A 19,895-nucleotide genomic window follows, 5' to 3' on the forward strand; every position below is an offset into this window, starting at 1 on the left:
GCGCGGCCGCTGTTACTGCGAGTAAGTCGCGGGAGTTGGCCTGTCGGCTTCTGTCCACTGATCAACAGTTTTGTCCACCCCCGCCGGTGCACCCAGCGTCGCCGATCGGGCCCGGCGGGTCGCGTCGCGGTGACCCGGCCGTTACTAGCCAGTAACGAACCCCCTTGTGCGGGCGGCGAGAATGCACCACGATCGGCGACGCTCGGTCCCTTGCCCGTACACCCGACAGCCGGTCGGGCCGCGGGAACCCCTGGGTCCCCACCGAGCAGGAGCGTCGGCAGTGACGTCGCTCCTTGGACAGGGGGGTCTTCGTCCATCCGGCGAAGCCTGTCCAGCAGGGTTGTGCGTGATGCGTGTCAGGCGCGACCAGTGGTTGTCGCTCGGGGGTGGTCGCCGGCGAATCCGGGCGCGTCACCCGCGCCGCGGAATGCGGGCGCTCCCCTTCCCGAGGACGTAGCACTTCTCCCATCCCTGCCCGACTCGGCCGCCGGTCAAGGCGGTGAGCCAGGACAGGAGATGTACGTCCGAGAAGGAGGAAATATGGAGTCCCAGGTGCGTGGCGGGACCAGATGGAAGCGGTTCGCCGTGGTCATGGTGCCCAGCGTGGCCGCCACGGCGGCGGTGGGCATCAGCCTGGCGCAGGGCGCCCTCGCGGCGTCGTTCAGCGTGTCGGGCCAGTCGTTCAAGGTGACGGCGCAGAAGCTGGAGGGCAAGGGCTTCTCGCAGTACGGCGCGCTCACCGAGGGCTACACCCTCACCGGCGGTAAGGCGACCCACCCGGTGGCCGTCTCGGCGTTCAAGGACGCCACGATCCAGAAGATGTGCCAGTCGGTCGTCACGCCGAACATCCCGGTGCTCGGCTCCGTCACGCTGCGGCTGACGGCGGGTGACAGCTCCGACAAGGACAGGCAGGTCAAGGCCGAGAACCTCTACATCGATGTCGCCAACCTCGAGGCGGACGCCACCTTCGGGGGCATCGACATCGGTGTTGCGGCCAAGGACGCCAACAAGGGCCCTGGCATGAAGGGCGGCAAGGAGGAGGCGAACCCGTTCGGCTTCGCTCAGCAGGCGGACACGGCGCTGCTCACCGACGTGAAGCAGACGGCGTGGGCGACCACCGCCGGAACCTTCAAGCTCAGCGGCCTGAAGATGTCGCTGTCCACGAAGAACAAGGAGTGCTACTAAGCACTCCTTGGCGGGCGGGGCGCCACCGGCTCCCCGCCCGCCCGGCCCGTCCTCCGGGCGCGGCCCCATCATCACCACAGCAACGCCGCACCAGGGAGCTGTTTTCCATGAGCGCCGAGACATCTGCCGCCTCCGGCCAGTTCACCCGCCGGAGGCTGCAGTTCCGGGCCTGGCGGGGATCGCGACCGTTCTGGGCGGGCCTGTTCGTCCTGTTCGCAGGCTTTCCGATCATGTACTTCCCGTACGCGAACCTCCAGATCGGTCATCTGACGCTGGCCATGTCCACGACTGCGGGTGCCGGCTCCCTGATCATCGGGGCGCTGTTGGTCGTCCTGGGCGTCAGCCTGTGGGTCCAGCAGCACATCCGCGTCTTCGCCGGCGTCGCGGCCATCCTGCTGGGACTGGTCTCCCTCCCGGTGTCCAACTTCGGCGGCTTCCTCATCGGTTTCCTCTTCGCCCTCATAGGCGGAGCGATGGCCGTGTCGTGGGCGCCGGGCGTTCCGCCCGAGCCGCAGGCGGCTGGGGCGGGTGAGGACGGGGGCGCGGCCCCGGAGGCGGACGCGGTGCCCGGCGGCACGCTCCCCGAACCGCGGGACGGGGCGGACGAACCGAACGATCTGTCAGGAACGAGCCCGGCGAACGGGGCGAACGGGAGGCACAGTGCCGGCTGACGAGGCGACCCGCGGGGCTGATGTGGAGCCGTCCCGTGAGAGAACCGGGCCGCGTCACGCGGCGCCCAAGAAGCCGTTGTTCACCAGGTTCCACATGCCCGCGGGGAAGGCGATAGCCATCGCGGCGATGCCGACCGCGGTACTGATGGGGATGGGCTTCACGCCGACGCTCGCCCAGGCCGACGACCAGCCGTCGTCGAGGAGTCTCACGGCGGACGAGTTCAAGGAGTGCCTGGAGGCCATCGAGCAGGCGGAGAAGGGGGATGCGAGCGCGTCGCCCACCCCGTCCGCCACCGCGAGCGAGGGCGCCTCCGAGGACGACGAGGAGCCCTCGGCGGACCCGTCCGCCTCGGCCCCCGTCCAACAGGCCCCGGACAAGGACGCGGACAAGGACGCGGACAAGGGCTCGGACTCTTCGCCGGATTCAGGTTCCGACGACGAGGCCGCCCCCGCGCCCACGCCCTCCGCGACCGCGGGCGGACAGGCGGCGGAGGCCGAGCCCGCCCCGTCCCCGTCGGAGACCGACCGGAACCTGCTGGAGCAGATCGGGGACGCCGTCAAGGACGTCTTCACACCCGGCGACAAGAAGGACGAGGAGACGCCGAGCCCCGGCCCGTCCGCCCCCGCGTCGTCGTCCGCCCCCGCCGAGGAGACGGACGACAAGGGCGAGGAGATCGTCCGGGAGCCCGCGGAGAAGGCCGCCGAGACCGCCGGGGACACCGATGAGAAGGCCGGCGAGGCGGCGGAGGAGATCACGGAGCAGCCCGAGGAGCCTGCGGCGAAGGAGCCCGCGGCGGAAGGGACCGAGGAGCCCGGGGCCACCGCCTCGCCCAGCCCCTCCGAGTCGTCCGGGATGGACCTGGAGGACTGCCCGGTCGCCACCGACGCCGAGGGCGGGGTCGACAACAACGTCCCGCTTCCCGACGAGCCGTGGTTCCTGAACGCCAGCTCGCTGCTGCTGAAGGGCGCCGACTACAAGGGCATCGTCGAGGTCCGCACCGCCGGCGGCAAGACGAAGAAGGTGCTGAAGTACGTCATCTCCGACGGCACCGACATCGGCGACCTGCACCAGACGGTCAAGGACGAGCAGAGCGGCAAGACGTACCACGTCCAGGCCGCCAAGGGCTCCACGTCGACCATCCGCGACGGCGACACCGTGATGTACACCGAGAGCATCTCCGGCAACCTGCTGGGCCTGATCCCGGTGACGTTCAACCCGGAGAACCCGCCGCCGCTGAACATCCCGCTGATCTACTTCACCAAGGTCACGGTCCAGCAGGCCGGCCAGTTCGGCGGAACCCTGCACGTGCCCGGACTGCACCAGTTCACTACCGACGGGACGGCGTGAGCGACTGAACCGTCGCCTCGCCGTGTTCCTTCCGGGAGCCGGGAAGGAATGTGCCCCACCGCGCACCGGCGCGGTGGGGCACATTTTTTTCGAGCGCATGGTGGCATGCATGGCGCAAATCGAACCTGAAATCGAGTCAAGGGTTCCCCAGCGCATTTCCCTCTGTCATGATGATCGTGTCCTCTTGGGGAGGGGGGCACGGGGGGACGCGTGTTGACCGCACGCGGACAACGGGAATTCTCCCACTTTCCTGTTCTTGCCTTTTTCGCTCGGCGCGCCATCTGAACGACTAACAGGCTCGCCGACGATTCGTCGTGCCTTTTTCCTGTGCGGACGAGACCGACCATCGGACTGACCACCCAGGCAGGAATCGACGTGCGAACAACACGAAGACCACAGAGAAGGCCCCAGTTTTCCGGCGTGCGGAAGGGGTTCACGGCTGTCGCTCTTGCGACCGCCACCGCCGTGCTCGGCGGACTCGTCGGCGCCGCCCCCGCGTTCGCCGACGAACCGGGCGACAACCCAACCAACCTGTACGAGCGCACCCTCCGGATCAGCCTGGGCGCCCAGGCCCGTATGGACCGCTGCCAAGTGGCGCGGGCGGTGCACTTCGGCGGGCCCGAGATGAAGACGTACGCGGCGGGCAAGCTCGCCGGTCCGGACGCCGGACTGCGTACGGTCGTGGCCAACTGGACCCTGGGTGAACTGGGCGAGGCCCACCGGCGCGACCTGGACGCGGGCCTGGCGGACTGGAAGACGAACCGTGACCGCCAGGACACGTTGAACACGGCCAACAAGCCCTATGCGTCGGTGAACTACTGGGGCGGACGGGAATACCACGCGCCCGACTTCGGCAAGGACGTCGTCGCCTTCACCCTCGGCACCCAGCGCGACCTGTACGACAAGGCCTGGGAGAACCCGACCCCGAGGCCCGGCACAGCGTCGCTGGACCAGGCCCGCAAGGTGCTCGACGCGTTCGACACCGGTGACGATGCGTGGGCCGGCGCCTACAAAGACGTCGCCGGACGAGAACTGCTCGACACGAGCAACCTGGGCTACTCCTCCGCCAACGACGTCGCCACTTTCCTACGGTTCGGCGGCTTCCCCACCAAGGCCCCCGAGACCGACTCGCTGGAGTTCCGCAACGAGGTCGAGGCGCTCAAGACGGCCTGGGCGTCCTGCGACAGCAACAACCCCATCGACCACTACCGGGTACTGACCGGCCCGGTCACGCAGGCGTACACGGAGTGGGAGGCGGAGTACGCCGGCCAGGCCGAGCAGCGCAAGGCGATCGTCGCCGCCGAGTCCACCGCGTCGAAGGAGACCCGGGTCGCCACGGGCGCGATGATCGAGGCGGTCCGGCAGGCCTGGCAGGCGGACCAGATCCTGTACTGGCAGAAGTACTGGGCCGCGCACAAGGAGTCCGTCAACTACCCGTCGAAGACTCAGTTCACCAAGGCAACGACGGACCTGAACGCCGCGAAGAGCAAGGCCGCCGCGCAGGTGTCCGTGGCGAACGCGGCGGCCGGCCGGGCCAAGACGGCGGCGGACACTGCGGGCGCCGAGCAGGCGAAGGCGTGGGCGATCGCCGACGCCGCGAAGCTGCCGCGCGGGCGGGGTCTGCTATACGCGCAGCAGTCCGTACAGGCCGCCAAGGCGTCGTCCGCGGCGGCCCAGGCGGCGGCCAAGGCGACACTGACGGCGTCCAACGCGGCGAAGGCAACCGTGGCCGACTCGCAGACGCTGCTGGCGCTCGCGAAGACCCAGACGCACGCGTTGAACACGGAGTTCCGCAAGGTGGCCGCGCTGGAGGCCAAGGCCCAGGCGAAGGCGGCCGCCGAATCCGCCGCCAAGCTGGCCGCCGGAGCCGCGGCCGATGCCGCCACCGCGAAGAAGGCCCGGGCGACCGCCGAGAAGGCGGAGCAGACGGCCAAGGACCAGGCCGCCGAGGCGAAGCGGCAGCGCGGTATCGCGGAGGCCGAGAAGGCCACGGCCGAGCGCGAGAGTGACACCGCGGCGAGCGAACGCAAGAAGGCCGACGCGGCCGAGCAGCGGGCGAAGGGTGAGGCCGACAAGGCCAGGACGGCGCGGACGGCCGCGGAGGCCGCGGGTTCGACGGCCACGCAAAAGCTGGCAGCGGCTCTGGACGCCGAACGGCGGGCCTACGCGGCACGCAACGTGGCGGTCAAGGCCGAACGCGAGAAGCAGGCGACCGCCTCCCGGGCGGCTGCTCTGGAGTCGGCTGCGGCCGCTGCCGAGGGCACCGCGGCCGCAGGCGAGACCCGGCAGGCGGCCAACGAGGCACGTAGCGCCGCCACCGAGGCGGCCGGCGCCGCTACCCGGGCCCGTACCGCGGCGAACGAGGCCACCACGGCGGCGGTGAACGCCCGTGCGGCGGCGACCCGTGCACAGGGCGCGGCCGAGCGTTCCAGGTCCGCGGCGGCGTCGGCCCAGGCGGCGTACACCAAGACCCAGGCGGCGGCCGCGACCGCGCACGCCGCGGCGGCCGAGGCGATCGACGCGTCCCAGTCCGCCAAGGACAAGGCCAAGAAGGCGGACGCCAAGGCGAAGGACGCCCAGGCCGCCGCGATCACCGCGCGCAAGGAGGCCACCGCGGCGGTGGCCGAGGCCGCCAAGACGGCGGCGTGGGCGGCAAAGACCGCCGGGTACGCGCTCGCCACAGCTCAGTACGCGCAGGGCGCCCGGGATGCCTCGAACGCCGCGACCAAGGCGGGTGACGAGGCGGTCACCATTGGCTCCCCGTACCGCGAGAGCGACACCTCGGCGGCGTACGCGGTACTGATTGGGCAGACGGCCAAGACGATGGCCGAACAGCAGGCCAGCGCTGCCAAGGCCAAGTCGGACGAGGCGAAGAAGGCGGCGGCGCAGGCCAAAGCGCTCGCCGAGAAGGCCGCCGGCGACGCGAAGATCGCCCTGCAGGCGGCGGCCGACGCCGCGGACTACGCCGTACAGGCAGTCGCGTCGGCCGCTGCGGCCAACGCCTCCGCCACGGCGGCGGCGACCGACGCGGCGGCGGCGGCGAAGGCCGACGCGAACGCCCAGAAGTACGACCAGCAGGCGGGCACCGACGCGTTCTGGGCGAACTCCGCCGCGAACGACGCCGAATCGGCCGCCGCCCAGGCCGACCGCGACGCCACGGCGGCCGAGAAGGACGCGACGAGCGCCCGCTCCGCCGCCACCATCGCCGAGAACGACGCCTCGGCGGCAGACAAGGTCGCGACGCGCGCCGAGTCGGACGCGGGCAAGGCCGAGGAGGCGGCGTCCAACGCGGACGCCGCTGCCAAGGAGGCTGACGCTGCCGCCACCCGCGCCGAGGAGGAGGAGCGCAAGCGGCTGGAGGAACTCCGCAAGGAGTATGCCGAGCAGGGCCCCGACCCCGGTCCGGGCCTGTCCTCCGACGAGGAGGCCGCCCTGCTGCGCATGTGCGGGCAGGAGTGCGTGGACGAGTACCGGTCCGCGCTCGCCCTGGCCTCGCTGAGCCTGCTCGAATGGGTCAAGCAGAACGGCGGCCAGATCCTCCTCGACGAGATCGGCTGGACCGACCTCAAGAACTGTCTCACCAAGGGTGATGTCGAGGCGTGCCTGTGGACGCTGGCGAAGGCCGTCCCGGCCAGCAAGATCGTCGGGGTGGGCAAGGCGATCGTCCGGATCGCCTCGGGCGTCGTCGGGTTCTTCGAGAAGTCGGCGAAGGCCAAAAAGACCCTCGACAAGCTCCGCAAGCTGGCCGACAAGGCGAAGAAGGAGCCGGAGCTCCCGTCCTGTGAGAAGAAGCCCGCGGCGACCGCCTCCGCGGTGCGTACGGTCTCCTTCGCGAAGGCGTCGACGGTCGCGGCTTCCGGTGACGACGAAATCGACTTGGACCTTTGCGACTTCAACCTGTCGCAGGACCTGCCGTACGAGGTTCTGGCGGACATCGAGAAGAAGTACGGCTCCGATGTCGCGGACGGCGTCGAGTACCAGTGGATGCGGATGGCCAGCAACAACGCCCAGCACGCCGCGGACCATGCCCTGCCGGGCATCAACCGCAATTTGAAGGACATGGCCGAGTACTTCAAGAAGTGGCGGGGCAAGCAAACCCACATCGACACCAGGACCCAGAATCCCGTGGCCTACGATGAGGACAAGGGTTTGATCATCATCCTTCAGCCCCACCGCATCCACGCCTACAAGATGAGGTGGGAGACCTTCCACAACGGTGGCCGCTACGAGGCTCTCTGAGCCACGGGAGGAGAGACTGTGCGAACACAGTTGAGGCTGACCCGCGACGGGGACGTGTTCGTCGCCCGGCTGGCGTCCTCCCAGGCGTCGGCGATGCACGAGGCGCTGAGCTGTCTGCGCGAGCGGGAATCCGGCGACGCGGCGCTGACCTTGCTGGTCGGCGCGGGCGGGGCGGCGGTCGACGCCGTCCTGGAACGCCTGGCCGGGCCGCACGCCGAGGCGCGTGACGTTCGGTTCTCCGTGGCGGAACTCCACATGGTGCACAGCGCGCTGACCGCCGCGCCCACCCTGTTCGTCGAGCGCGGAGGCCTTTTCGCGCAGGAGCCCTTCCACATCCGTACGGGCTTCTACCGGGAGAACTTCGACGCCCTGGCGTCCGCGCTCCTCCAGGCGGCCGGTCAGGCGTGAATCCCGCCGTGAGGCACTGACACACACAGAGGGCGCCCCCCGCCGCGAAGCGAGGGGCGCCCTCGGGCGTGCAGCGGGTGCCGGGTCAGGCGGTCGCCTCGCCGAGGTGGTGGACGCGGACCATGTTGGTGGTGCCGGGGACGCCGGGCGGGGAGCCGGCGGTGATCACCACGATGTCGCCCTCGTTGAACCGGCTGAGCCGGACCAGCTCCTGCTCCACCAGCGCGACCATCTCGTCGGTGCTGTTGACGAACGGCACCACGTACGGCTCCACGCCCCAGCTCAGCGCGAGCTGGTTGCGGGTCGACTCGTCCGTGGTGAACGCCAGGATCGGCTGCGCGACGCGGTAGCGGCACAGCCGGCGGGCCGTGTCGCCGGACTGGGTGAAGGCCACCAGGCCCTTGCCGCCGAGGAAGTCGGCGATCTCGCAGGCCGCGCGGGCCACCGAACCGCCCTGCGTGCGCGGCTTCTTGCCGGGCACCAGCGGCTGCAGGCCCTTGGACAGCAGCTCCTGCTCGGCCGCCTGGACGATCTTCGACATCGTCCGCACGGTCTCGATCGGGTACGCGCCCACGCTGGACTCGGCGGACAGCATGACCGCGTCGGCGCCGTCCAGGATCGCGTTGGCCACGTCGGAGGCCTCGGCGCGGGTCGGGCGGGAGTTGGTGATCATCGACTCCATCATCTGGGTCGCCACGATCACCGGCTTGGCGTTGCGCCGGCACAGCTCGATCAGGCGCTTCTGCACCATGGGGACCTTCTCGAGCGGGTACTCGACGGCCAGGTCGCCGCGGGCGACCATCACGCCGTCGAACGCCATCACGACGGCCTCCATGTTCTCCACCGCCTGCGGCTTCTCCACCTTGGCGATGACGGGGACGCGGCGGCCCTCCTCGTCCATCACGCGGTGGACGTCGGCGACGTCCTTGGCGTCCCGGACGAAGGACAGGGCGACCAGGTCGCAGCCCATCCGCAGGGCGAACCGCAGGTCCTCGACGTCCTTCTCGGACAGCGCCGGCACGTTCACGGCCGCGCCGGGCAGGTTGATGCCCTTGTGGTCGGAGATGACGCCGCCCTCGATGACGATCGTCTTCACCCGGGCGCCCTCGACGTCGACCACCTTCAGCTCGACGTTGCCGTCGTTGATGAGGATCTGGTCGCCGCGGGAGACGTCGCCGGGGAGGCCCTTGTAGGTGGTCCCGCAGATCGTCCTGTCACCGGGGACGTCCTCGGTGGTGATGGTGAACTCGTCACCGCGCACCAGCTCGACGGGGCCCTCGGCGAAGGTCTCCAGGCGGATCTTCGGGCCCTGGAGGTCGGCGAGGACGCCGATGGCCCGGCCCGTCTCCTTGGCGGCGGCCCGGACCCGGTCGTACCGGCCCTGGTGCTCGGCGTGCGAGCCGTGGCTGAAGTTGAAGCGGGCCACGTTCATGCCGGCTTCGATCAGAGCGACGAGCTGCTCGTGGGAGTCGACCGCGGGGCCGAGAGTACAGACGATTTTCGAACGGCGCATGGGGCGATCCTATCGGTTTGTTTCGCTCCGGAATATTCCGTCTGGCGGAATGAACACATGAGGTTCCCGCTGCTCAGTTGTCCTTTCCGACCAGTGCGTAGGTCTGCTGTGCGATCTCCATTTCCTCGTCCGTGGGTACCACCGCGACCGCCACCCGTGCCCCCTCGGGCGAGATCAGCCGCGCCCCGCCGCCGCGGACGGCGTTGCGCTCGCCGTCCACCGCGAGGCCCAGCCCCTCCAGGCCCGCCACGGCGGCCTCGCGCACCTCGGCGGAGTTCTCGCCGATTCCGGCGGTGAAGGCCACCGCGTCCACCCGCCCGAGCACGGCGTAATAGGCGCCGATGTACTTCCTCAGACGGTGAATGTAGATGTCGAAGGCGAGGCGCGCCCGTTCGTCGCCCGCGGAGATCCGGCGCCGGATCTCCCGCATGTCGTTGTCCCCGCACAGGCCGACCAGCCCGCTCTTCTTGTTCAGAAGGGTGTCGACGTCGTCGGCGGACATTCCGCCGACGCGCATCAGATGGAAGATGACGGCCGGGTCCATGTCACCGGACCGCGTACCCATCACGAGCCCCTCCAAGGGGGTGAGCCCCATGGAGGTGTCCACGCAGCGGCCCGCCCGCACGGCCGAGGCGGACGCCCCGTTGCCCAGGTGCAGCACGATCACGTTCACCTCCTCGGGCGCCTTCCCCAGCAGCCGCGCCGTGGCCCGGGAGACGTACGCGTGCGAGGTGCCGTGGAAGCCGTAGCGGCGCACCCGGTGCGCGTCGGCGGTCTCCACGTCGATCGCGTAGCGGGCCGCCGACTCCGGCATCGTGGTGTGGAACGCGGTGTCGAACACGGCGACCTGCGGCAGGTCCGGGCGCAGCGCCGTCGCCGTGCGGATGCCGGTGAGGTTGGCCGGGTTGTGCAGCGGCGCCACCGGGATCAGCCGCTCGATCTCGGCGAGCACCCGCTCGTCGATCACCGTCGGCTCGGTGAAGTGCTTGCCGCCGTGCACCACCCGGTGGCCGATCGCGAGCAGTTCGGGGGAGTCCAGGCCCAGGCCGTCGGCGGCCAGCTCCTCGGCCATCGCCTTCAGCGCGGCGTCGTGGTCGGCGACCGGCCCGGTCCGCTCCCGGGGCTCCCCGCCGGACGCCAGCGGGGTGTGGCGCACCAGCGAGGTCCGCTCGCCGATCCGCTCGACGAGACCGGAGGCCAGCCGGCTGCTGTCGCTCATGTCCAGCAGCTGGTACTTCACCGACGAGGAGCCGGAGTTCAGGACGAGGACGCGGGCGGGAGGGGCCGGGCGCGGCTCGTCGGACGGGGTGGTGGCGGGAGACGGGCGGGCGGGACTCACTGGGCGGCTGCCTTCTCGCTCGGGGCCGGGGACTGGGCCTGGATCGCGGTGATCGCGACGGTGTTGACGATGTCCTGCACCAGGGCGCCCCGGGACAGGTCGTTGACCGGCTTGCGCAGGCCCTGGAGGACCGGGCCGACGGCGATCGCGCCGGCCGAGCGCTGCACGGCCTTGTAGGTGTTGTTGCCGGTGTTCAGGTCGGGGAAGACCAGCACGGTCGCCTGGCCGGCCACCTCGGATCCGGGCAGCTTGGTCGCCGCGACCGACGGCTCCACGGCCGCGTCGTACTGGATCGGCCCCTCGACGCGCAGGTCCGGCCGGCGTTCGCGCACCAGCGCGGTCGCGGTGCGCACCTTGTCCACGTCGGCGCCGGAGCCGGAGGTGCCCGTCGAGTACGACAGCATCGCGATCCGCGGCTCCACCCCGAACCGCGCCGCGGTGGCCGCCGACTGCACCGCGATGTCGGCGAGCTGCTCGGCGTCCGGATCCGGGTTGACCGCGCAGTCGCCGTACACCAGCACCTTGTCGGCGAGGCACATGAAGAACACCGACGAGACGATGTCCGCGTCCGGGCGGGTCTTGATGATCTCGAAGGCCGGGCGGATGGTCGCCGCCGTGGAGTGCACCGAGCCGGACACCATGCCGTCGGCGAAGCCCTCCTCGACCATCAGCGTGCCGAAGTAGTTCACGTCGGACACCACGTCGTACGCCAGCTCCACGGTGACGCCCCGGTGGGCGCGCAGCGCCGCGTACTTCTCCGCGAAGGAGTCGCGCAGCTCGGAGACGGCCGGGTCGATCAGCTGGGTGCCGCCCAGGTCGATGCCCAGGTCGGCGGCCTTCTTGCGGATCTGGTCGACGTCGCCGAGCAGGGTCAGCTCGCACACGCCCCGGCGCAGCAGCACCTCCGCCGCGTGCAGCACCCGCTCCTCGGCGCCCTCCGGGAGCACCACCCGGCGCAGGTCGGAGCGTGCCTGTTCGAGCAGCTTGTGCTCGAACATCATCGGAGTGACGCGGCCGCCGCTGGGCGCGGACACCTGGCGGGTGAGCTCGGCGGTGTCGGTGTACCGCTCGAACAGGCCGAGCGCCCGTTCCGCCTTGCGCGGGGTGGCCGCGTTCAGCTTGCCCTCCAGGGAGAACAGCTGCTCGGCGGTGGGGAAGCTGTTGCCCGGCACCGACAGCACCGGCGTGCCGGGCGCCAGCCGGTCGGCGAGGGCGAGGACGCGCTCGCCGGGCACCTCGTCCAGGGTCAGCAGCACCCCGGCTATCGGCGGGGTGCCGGCGTTGTGCGCGGCCAGCGCGCCCACCACCAGGTCGCCCCGGTCGCCCGGGGTCACCACCAGGCAGCCCGGGGTCAACGCGGCGAGCAGGTTGGGCAGCATCGCGCCGCCGAAGACGAAGTCCAGGGCGTCGCGGGCGAGCCCGGAGTCGTCGCCGAGCACCACCTTCGCCCCCAGGGTGTGGGCGATCTGGGACACCGTGGGCGCGGACAGCGCGGGCTCGTCGGGCAGCACGTAGCAGGGCACGGGCAGCCGGGAGGCGAGCCGCTCGGCGATCTCGTCCCGGTCCTCGCGCGCCACCCGGTTGACCACCATCGCCAGCACGTCGCAGCCGAGGGTGTCGTAGGCGCGGTAGGCGTTGCGGGTCTCCGCGCGCACGGACTCGGCGGTCTGCCTCCGACCGCCGACCACGGGGATCACCGAGGCGCCGAACTCGTTGGCGAGGCGGGCGTTCAGGGACAGCTCGTCGGGGAACTGCGTGTCCGCGTAGTCGGTGCCCAGCACCAGCACCACGTCGTAGTCGCGGGCCACCAGGTGGAACCGGTCGACCAGGGTGGACACCAGCTCGTCGGTGCCGCGCTCCGCCTGGAGCGAGCCGGCCTCGGCGTAGTCCATGCCGTAGACGGTCGAGGGGTCCTGGGAGAGCCGGTAGCGGGCGCGCAGCAGTTCGAAGAGCCGGTCGGGCCCGTCGTGCACCAGGGGACGGAACACGCCCACCCGGTCGACCTGCCGGGTCAGCAGCTCCATGACCCCGAGTTCGACGACCTGGCGGCCGTCGCCGCGGTCGATGCCGGTCACGTACACGCTGCGGGTCACGCGCGCTCTCCGTTTCGTCGGGGGCCGCACAGACGACCTCGTCGAGGCCGCAAGGCAACGGCAGGGCCTTGAAACCGCCCACACAGGTGAGTGGATCCCTCTTGACAATACCCGCGGCGCTGGTTTAGGTGCCCGCGCATCCGGCCGTCGGCGGCGCTCCGGAGGACGTGAAACAATCGGCAGTGGCTCACCGGTATCGACAGCGACCAGGAGACACATCACGATGCGTATAGGAGTCCTCACCGCAGGCGGCGACTGCCCTGGGCTGAACGCAGTGATCCGGTCGGTCGTGCACCGGGCGGTGGACAACTACGGCGACGAGGTCATCGGCTTCGAGGACGGCTACTCCGGCCTGCTCGACGGCCGCTACCGCACGCTGGACCTCAACGCGGTCAGCGGCATCCTGGCCCGCGGCGGGACCATACTGGGCTCCTCCCGGCTGGAGCGCGACCGGCTGCGCGAGGCCTGCGAGAACGCCTCCGACATGATCCACCAGTTCGGCATCGACGCGCTGATCCCGATCGGCGGCGAGGGCACGCTGACGGCGGCGCGGATGCTGTCCGACGCCGGTCTGCCGGTGGTCGGCGTCCCGAAGACGATCGACAACGACATCTCCTCCACGGACCGCACCTTCGGCTTCGACACCGCCGTCGGCGTCGCCACCGAGGCGATGGACCGCCTGAAGACCACCGCCGAGTCGCACCAGCGGGTGATGGTCGTCGAGGTGATGGGGCGGCACGCGGGCTGGATCGCCCTGGAGTCCGGCATGGCGGCCGGCGCCCACGGCATCTGCCTGCCCGAGCGGCCCTTCGACCCGGCCCAGCTGGTCAAGATGGTCGAGGAGCGCTTCGACCGGGGCAAGAAGTTCGCGGTCATCTGCGTCGCCGAGGGAGCCCACCCGGCCGAGGGCACCATGGACTACGGCAAGGGCGAGATCGACAAGTTCGGCCACGAGCGCTTCCAGGGCATCGGCACGGCCCTGGCGTACGAGCTGGAGCGGCGCCTCGGCAAGGAGGCCAAGCCGGTCATCCTGGGCCACGTCCAGCGCGGCGGCGTGCCCACCGCGTACGACCGCGTCCTCGCCACCCGCTTCGGCTGGCACGCGGTGGAGGCCGCCCACCGGGGCGAGTTCGGCAAGATGACCGCCCTGCGCGGCACGGACATCGTGATGGTCCCGCTCGCGGAGGCGGTCACGGAACTGAAGACGGTCCCGAGGGACCGCATGGACGAGGCGGAGTCGGTCTTCTAGGCGGTCCCCTCACCGGCCGTCGTCCTTGCCCGCCCGCCGCTCCGGCCGGGGCGGCGGGCGGGCGGTCCCGTGCCTCGACGAGGCCGACAACCGATTCCGGTGCTCCTGACGGCTCCCCCGACCCGCTGTCCGAAGCGCGGTGCTCCCGGCGACGGAGAAGGTCCTCCACGCCGACCAGCCGTCGTCGCCGTGCCTGCCGTCGTACGGCGACGTGCGGAACCCGTACGTCGTCCTGCCGTCGACCTCGACGCCGTCGGCGTCGCGACGGCAGGACGACACCGTCCTGCACCTGTCCACCGTCCACGGCGACGTCGCCCTCCGGCTCCCACGGGACACGGCCCGGGCGCCCGTCGAGTTGCCGCCGGGACTGGCGGAGGCAGCGCTGGTTGCAGTGCGTCCGGGCACGTGCCTCGTTGCAGCTCGGGCCCGGTCCAGGAACTCGCGCCGGAGGGCGCCCACCGCTCCCTCGCAGATCGCGTTCGCTCTCGGCGCCTGCGGCGGGCCGAGGAGGATCCACACGTCGTCGGCCTGGAAGACGGCGTCGAAGGCGTCGGCGTACTGACGCTGTGGCGCTGAAGCGCCTGTACGCCCTCGCGCCGGAGCCCGAGGTGAGCAACAAGGCCGTTGCCGCGCCGGCCGGCGCCGAGAAGCCTCCGGTGCCGGCTCTGAGGACCCTGGCCCGTGCCCACCTCACGGAGCGGGAAAGTGAGCGCGGATGGCGGCGGTTCCATGATCCGGTGCGGGTGCTCGGGGCGGGTGCGGTGGCGGGGACGTGGGGCCGCGGGAGGAGGCGAGCGAGGCGTACGGCGAGTCTCCGAGGCCCTGCCGGACGTTTCAGGACCGGCACGGTCGAGGGGCGAACCCGTCACGAGCCGGCCTTCGTTCACGAGGACGCCCACCGCCCCGCCGGGGCTCGCGCCGCCCTGGAGACCCCCGCTCCCTAACGCCTCTTCTCCCCTCCCCGAACCCACCGGTAAACCAACTCCGGCCGTCCCACCTGCCCATAAACCGGAGTCCGCCCGGCCCTCCCCGTCTCCACCAGATGCTCCAGATACCGCCGGGCCGTGATCCGGGATATCCCCACGGCCTCGGCGACCCCCGCCGCGGTCAGCCCGCCCTCGGCCTCGCGCAGCGCCCCCGTCACCCGCTCCAGCGTCGGCCCGCTCAGCCCTTTCGGCAGTGCGGCCGGTCCCGGTGCCCGCAGTGCCGCCAATGCCCTGTCCACCTCGTCCTGGCCGCTGGCCTCGCCGGCCGCCGCGCGGAACTCGGCGTAGCGCACCAGCCGGTCGCGGAGCGTCGCGAAGGTGAAGGGCTTCAGCACGTACTGGACGACGCCCAGGGACACCCCCTCGCGCACCACCGCCAGGTCCCGCGCCGAGGTCACCGCGATCACGTCGGCGTGATGGCCCGCCGCCCGCAGCGAGCGGGCCAGCCGCAGGCCGTGCACGTCGGGCAGGTGCAGGTCGAGGAGCAGCAGGTCGACGGGGGTGCGGTCCAGCGCCCGGCGGGCCTCGGCCCCGGTGTGCGCCGTGCCGACGGCGACGAAGCCGGGCACCCGCCCGACGTACATCACGTGCGCGTCGGCGGCGACCGGGTCGTCCTCGACGACCAGCACCCTGATGGGCTGCCCGGTCATCCGGCCCCGCCCGTGCCGTGGGCGGCCGCGTCGGCTGTGCCGTGCGTGACTGCCCCGCCCGTGCCGTGCGCGACCGCATCGCCCGCACCGCGCACGACCGCACCGGCCCTCTCCCGCAGCGGGACGCGCACGTCGAACACCGCGCCGCCGTCCGCGCCGGAGGTCACCGAGAGGGTGCCGCCGTGCCGGGACACCGCCTGCCGGACCAGGGCGAGGCCGAGGCCCCGGCCGCCCAGGCCGGACGGCTTGGTGCTGTAGCCGAGCCGGAACAGCTCCTCGGTGCGGTCCGGGTCGACGCCGGGACCGGTGTCGCCGACCCGCAGGGCCAGCTCCGAGCCGTCCTCCTCGGTCAGCGCCGTCACCGTCACCCGCGGCCGCACCCCGCCCTGCGCCGCGTCCACCGCGTTGTCGATCAGGTTGCCGAGGATGGTGACCAGGTCGCGGGAGGACAGGGCGTCCGGCAGCAGGCCGTCGTCCAGGCGGCTGTCCGGCGACACCACCAGCTCCACGCCCCGCTCGTTGGCCTGCGCGGTCTTGCCCAGCAACAGCGCCGCCAGCACCGGCTCGCTCACCGCCGCCACCACCTGGTCGGTGAGCGCCTGCGCCAGCTCCAGCTCGGCGGTGGCGAACTCCACGGCCTCCTCGGCGCGGCCCAGCTCGATCAGCGACACCACGGTGTGCAGCCGGTTGGCCGCCTCGTGCGCCTGGGACCGCAGCGCCTGCGTGAAGCCCCGCTCCGAGTCCAGCTCGCCCATCAGCGCCTGCAGCTCGGTCACGTCCCGCAGCGTCACCACCGAGCCGCGCCGCTGGCCGCCGGTGACCGGGGAGGTGTTCACCACCAGCACCCGGTCGGCCGTCAGGTGCACCTCGTCGACCCGGGGCTCGGAGGCGAGCAGCGCGCCCGTCAGCGGACCGGGCAGGCCCAGCTCCGCGACCGACCGGCCCACCACGTCCTCCTCCTGGTCCACCCCGAGCAGCTCCCGGCCGCCGTCGTTGATCAGCGCCACCCGGTACTGCCCGTCCAGCATCAGCAGACCCTCGCGCACGGCGTGCAGCGCGGCCTGATGGTAGTCGTGCATGTGGCTGAGCTCGGTCGCGTTCATCCCGTGCGTGTGCCGGCGCAGCCGGGCGTTGATCACGTACGTGCCGACCGCGCCGAGCCCGAGGGCGCCCGCCGCGACCGCCAGCAGCGCGGCGAGCTGCTCCTGGACGCGCCGGCCGATCTCCTCGACCCGTATGCCCGCGCTGACCAGGCCGACGATCCGGTCGCCGTCCCGCACCGGGGTGACGGCCCGCACCGACGGGCCGAGCGTGCCGGTGTAGGTCTCGGTGAAGGTACGCCCCGCGAGGGCCGGGCCCGTGTGGCCCTGGAAGGGCAGGCCGATCTGGTCCGGGTCGGGGTGGGTCCAGCGGATGCCCCGGGGATCCATGACGGTGACGAAGTCCACGTCGGCGTCGCGCACCACCGCCAGCGCGTACGGCTGGAGCCCGGCCGACGGGTCGGACGAGCGGATCGCCTCCCGCACGGACGGTGAGTCGGCGACCGAGCGGGCCACCGAGGTGGCCTGCCGTCCCGCGGCCTCCTCGGCCTCGCTGCGGTGGCTCAGATAGGTGGCCAGCGCGTACCCCGCCACCACGACCGTGAGCAGCACGGCCTGCATGGCGAAGAGCTGTCCCGCGAGGCTGCGGGGCCGGGGGAGGGGGATACGCACCCCGCCAGTCTGCCTCGCACCCGCGCGGTGAACTAAATGAACGGAAGGGTGACCACGCTCACAAGGCGCGACATAGTCACCGCGTTCCCCCGAACCATCCCCCGGACGTGAGCCGCACGCCGGTGATGCCGACGACGACGTCAAGGAGGGCCGCCGTGACCAGCGCCGCCGATACGGCACCTGCCGCACCCAAGGTCAAACGGGACCGCACGCACTATCTCTACATCGCGGTGATCATCGCGGTCGCCCTCGGCATCGCCGTCGGTCTGGTCGCCCCGGACTTCGCGGTCGAGCTGAAGCCGATCGGCACCGGCTTCGTGAACCTGATCAAGATGATGATCTCGCCGATCATCTTCTGCACCATCGTGCTGGGCATCGGGTCCGTGCGGAAGGCCGCCAAGGTCGGCGCGGTGGGCGGCATCGCCCTCGGCTACTTCATGGTCATGTCGGTGGTGGCGCTCGCCATCGGCCTGGTCGTCGGCAACATCCTGGACCCGGGCACCGGCCTCGCGGTCACCGACGCCGTCAAGGAGACCGGCCACGCGCAGATCGACTCGGAGGCGAAGGACACCACCGAGTTCCTGCTCGGCATCATCCCGACCACCATCGTGTCCGCCTTCACCCAGGGCGAGGTGCTGCAGACCCTGCTGATCGCCCTGCTGTGCGGCTTCGCCCTGCAGGCCATGGGCAACGCCGGTCAGCCGGTCCTGCGCGGCATCGAGCACATCCAGCGGCTGGTCTTCCGCGTCCTCGCCATGATCATGTGGGCGGCCCCGGTCGGCGCCTTCGGCGCGATGGCCGCGGTCACCGGCTCGGCGGGCCTGGAGGCGCTCAAGAGCCTCGCGGTGCTGATGATCGGCTTCTACATCACCTGTGTGCTGTTCGTCTTCCTGGTGCTCGGCGCGATGCTGAAGCTCGTCGCGGGCCTGAACGTGTGGAGCCTGTTCAGGTACCTGGGCCGCGAGTTCCTGCTGATCCTGTCCACCTCCTCCTCCGAGTCCGCGCTGCCGCGGCTCATCGCGAAGATGGAGCACCTGGGCGTCAGCAAGCCGGTGGTCGGCATCACCGTCCCGACCGGCTACTCCTTCAACCTCGACGGCACCATGATCTACATGACCATGGCCTCGCTGTTCATCGCCGACGCCATGGGCACCCCGATGTCGGTCGGCGAGCAGATCCCGCTGCTGCTGTTCCTGCTGGTCGCCTCGAAGGGCGCCGCCGGTGTCACCGGCGCCGGCCTGGCGACCCTGGCCGGCGGCCTGCAGTCGCACAAGCCCGCCCTGGTGGACGGCATCGGCCTGATCGTCGGCATCGACCGCTTCATGAGCGAGGCCCGCGCGCTGACCAACTTCGCCGGCAACGCGATCGCCACGGTGCTGATCGGCACCTGGACCAAGGAGATCGACAAGGAGCGGGTCGCCGAGGTGCTGGCCGGCCGCGCCCCGTTCGACGAGCGGACGCTGCTGGACGACCACGACGAGGACGCCGGCCGCGACGACGCCGCCGAGACGTCCGAGCCCGGCGGCGAGAAGGAACTCGTCAAGGCCTGACCCGGGCAGGCGCCCCACACCCCGGCCGGCCGGGCCGCACCCCCGTCGCCCCGGCCGGCCGGTCACCGGAGGCCCACCCCCCCTCCAGGGCCTCCCGCCGGGCGGCCGGACTCCTCCCCCGTGAGTCCGGCCGCCCGGCCTTCCCGCGTCTCCGGCCTCCCGCCCTTGCCCTGACGCCGACGTCAAGCCTTACGTTCGACGGCATGCGAATCGGCGAGCTGGCCGCACGCGCCGGGACCACGACGCGGACGCTGCGGTACTACGAGTCCCGTGGGCTGCTGCCCGCACGGAGGTCGGGAAACGGATACCGGACGTACGACGAGTCCGATCTGAAGCTGCTGCGGCAGATCCGCACGCTCCAGGACTTCGGGTTCGGTCTGGAGGAGACCCGGCCGTTCCTGGAGTGTCTGCGGGCCGGACACCCGGAGGGCGACTCCTGCCCGGCCTCGCTGCAGGTCTACCGGCGCAAGCTCGACGAGCTGGACGCGCTCATCGCCGAGCTGGGCGCGGTGCGGGAGAAGGTCGGACGGCAGCTGGCGCGGGCCGAGGCGGCCCGGGCGGCGCTGGCCGCCGACGCGGCGGTCCCGGGAGGTCCGGAACCGAAGTGCGAAGGGGGAGGGGGACCGCGATGAGCGGCGTGCCCGAGGTGACCGACGCGGACTTCGCGGAGGAGGTGCTGGGCGCCGGGCTCCCGGTGCTGGTGGAGTTCACCGCCGACTGGTGCCCGCCGTGCCGGCAGATGGCGCCGGTGCTGCGCGAGCTGGCCGCGGCGGAGGAGGGCCGGCTGAAGGTGGTCCGGCTGAACGTGGACCACAACCCCGCCACCACCCACGCCTACAAGGTGCTGTCGATGCCGACCTTCGTCGTCTTCCGCGACGGCGAGCCGCTGCGGTCGATGGTCGGCGCCCGGCCGGGGCGGCGGCTGCGGGAGGAACTGGGCGACGTGCTCTGA

The 19,895-nt window shown here is 71.6% G+C and carries 14 protein-coding genes; 9 read left to right on the forward strand and 5 right to left on the reverse strand.

Going from position 1 to position 19,895, the window contains the following annotated elements:
* Positions 1 to 540: 540 nt before the first annotated feature.
* The 5 genes from ACWH4W_RS12605 (at position 541) to ACWH4W_RS12625 (ending at position 7,851) form a co-directional block, all read left to right on the forward strand.
* Positions 541 to 1,185: a DUF6230 family protein gene (locus tag ACWH4W_RS12605; protein ID WP_106412378.1), complete on the forward strand. Its 645-nt coding sequence runs from the start codon at positions 541 to 543 to the stop codon at positions 1,183 to 1,185.
* Between the two features lie 107 nt (positions 1,186 to 1,292).
* Positions 1,293 to 1,856 carry a DUF6114 domain-containing protein gene (locus ACWH4W_RS12610; protein WP_365421521.1) on the forward strand — a complete coding sequence of 188 codons (564 nt, stop codon included), beginning with the start codon at positions 1,293 to 1,295 and terminating at the stop codon, positions 1,854 to 1,856.
* Complete coding sequence (locus tag ACWH4W_RS12615) at positions 1,846 to 3,204, forward strand: hypothetical protein (RefSeq protein ID WP_473075831.1); 1,359 nt, start codon at positions 1,846 to 1,848, stop codon at positions 3,202 to 3,204. Before ACWH4W_RS12610 ends, ACWH4W_RS12615 begins: the two co-directional genes overlap by 11 nt.
* Positions 3,205 to 3,624: 420 nt before the next feature.
* Positions 3,625 to 7,443 (forward strand): cell envelope integrity TolA family protein, encoded by a 3,819-nt coding sequence (locus ACWH4W_RS12620; protein ID WP_473075832.1) that lies wholly within the window; start codon positions 3,625 to 3,627, stop codon positions 7,441 to 7,443.
* 18 nt (positions 7,444 to 7,461) lie between these two features.
* Positions 7,462 to 7,851, forward strand: a complete 390-nt coding sequence (locus ACWH4W_RS12625) for a hypothetical protein (RefSeq protein ID WP_473075833.1) — start codon at positions 7,462 to 7,464, stop codon at positions 7,849 to 7,851.
* Between the two features lie 85 nt (positions 7,852 to 7,936).
* On the opposite strand, the gene pyk is transcribed toward ACWH4W_RS12625, so the two are convergent.
* From pyk to pta, 3 genes are all read right to left on the reverse strand, one after another.
* Positions 7,937 to 9,364: a pyruvate kinase gene (pyk, locus tag ACWH4W_RS12630; protein WP_473075834.1), complete on the reverse strand. Its 1,428-nt coding sequence runs from the start codon at positions 9,362 to 9,364 to the stop codon at positions 7,937 to 7,939.
* Between the two features lie 73 nt (positions 9,365 to 9,437).
* On the reverse strand, positions 9,438 to 10,625 hold the full coding sequence (locus ACWH4W_RS12635) for an acetate kinase (RefSeq protein ID WP_473077484.1): 1,188 nt from the start codon (positions 10,623 to 10,625) through the stop codon (positions 9,438 to 9,440).
* A gap of 74 nt (positions 10,626 to 10,699) precedes the next feature.
* Positions 10,700 to 12,796 carry a phosphate acetyltransferase gene (pta, locus tag ACWH4W_RS12640; RefSeq protein WP_473075835.1) on the reverse strand — a complete coding sequence of 699 codons (2,097 nt, stop codon included), beginning with the start codon at positions 12,794 to 12,796 and terminating at the stop codon, positions 10,700 to 10,702.
* A gap of 223 nt (positions 12,797 to 13,019) precedes the next feature.
* Between pta and ACWH4W_RS12645 the strand changes: the two genes are divergently transcribed.
* Complete coding sequence (locus ACWH4W_RS12645) at positions 13,020 to 14,045, forward strand: ATP-dependent 6-phosphofructokinase (RefSeq protein WP_473075836.1); 1,026 nt, start codon at positions 13,020 to 13,022, stop codon at positions 14,043 to 14,045.
* Between the two features lie 940 nt (positions 14,046 to 14,985).
* Here the strand turns inward: ACWH4W_RS12645 and ACWH4W_RS12650 are convergent.
* Both ACWH4W_RS12650 and ACWH4W_RS12655 read right to left on the reverse strand, forming a co-directional pair.
* Positions 14,986 to 15,681, reverse strand: a complete 696-nt coding sequence (locus ACWH4W_RS12650) for a response regulator (protein ID WP_473075837.1) — start codon at positions 15,679 to 15,681, stop codon at positions 14,986 to 14,988.
* Positions 15,678 to 17,393, reverse strand: a complete 1,716-nt coding sequence (locus ACWH4W_RS12655) for a sensor histidine kinase (RefSeq protein ID WP_473075838.1) — start codon at positions 17,391 to 17,393, stop codon at positions 15,678 to 15,680. The genes ACWH4W_RS12650 and ACWH4W_RS12655 overlap by 4 nt, the downstream gene beginning before the upstream one ends.
* 155 nt (positions 17,394 to 17,548) lie before the next feature.
* On the opposite strand from ACWH4W_RS12655, the gene ACWH4W_RS12660 reads away from it, so the two are divergent.
* The 3 genes from ACWH4W_RS12660 (at position 17,549) to ACWH4W_RS12670 (ending at position 19,895) form a co-directional block, all read left to right on the forward strand.
* The gene (locus tag ACWH4W_RS12660; RefSeq protein WP_473075839.1) at positions 17,549 to 18,943 is read left to right on the forward strand and encodes a cation:dicarboxylate symporter family transporter; all 1,395 of its coding nucleotides are present in this window, start codon (positions 17,549 to 17,551) and stop codon (positions 18,941 to 18,943) included.
* Positions 18,944 to 19,146: 203 nt separating this feature from the next.
* Positions 19,147 to 19,575, forward strand: a complete 429-nt coding sequence (locus ACWH4W_RS12665; RefSeq protein ID WP_473075840.1) for a MerR family transcriptional regulator — start codon at positions 19,147 to 19,149, stop codon at positions 19,573 to 19,575.
* Positions 19,572 to 19,895, forward strand: coding sequence for a thioredoxin family protein (locus ACWH4W_RS12670; RefSeq protein ID WP_473075841.1), 324 nt, complete (start codon positions 19,572 to 19,574; stop codon positions 19,893 to 19,895). The genes ACWH4W_RS12665 and ACWH4W_RS12670 overlap by 4 nt, the downstream gene beginning before the upstream one ends.

This window comes from Streptomyces sp. DSM 120436, from assembly GCF_055778765.1.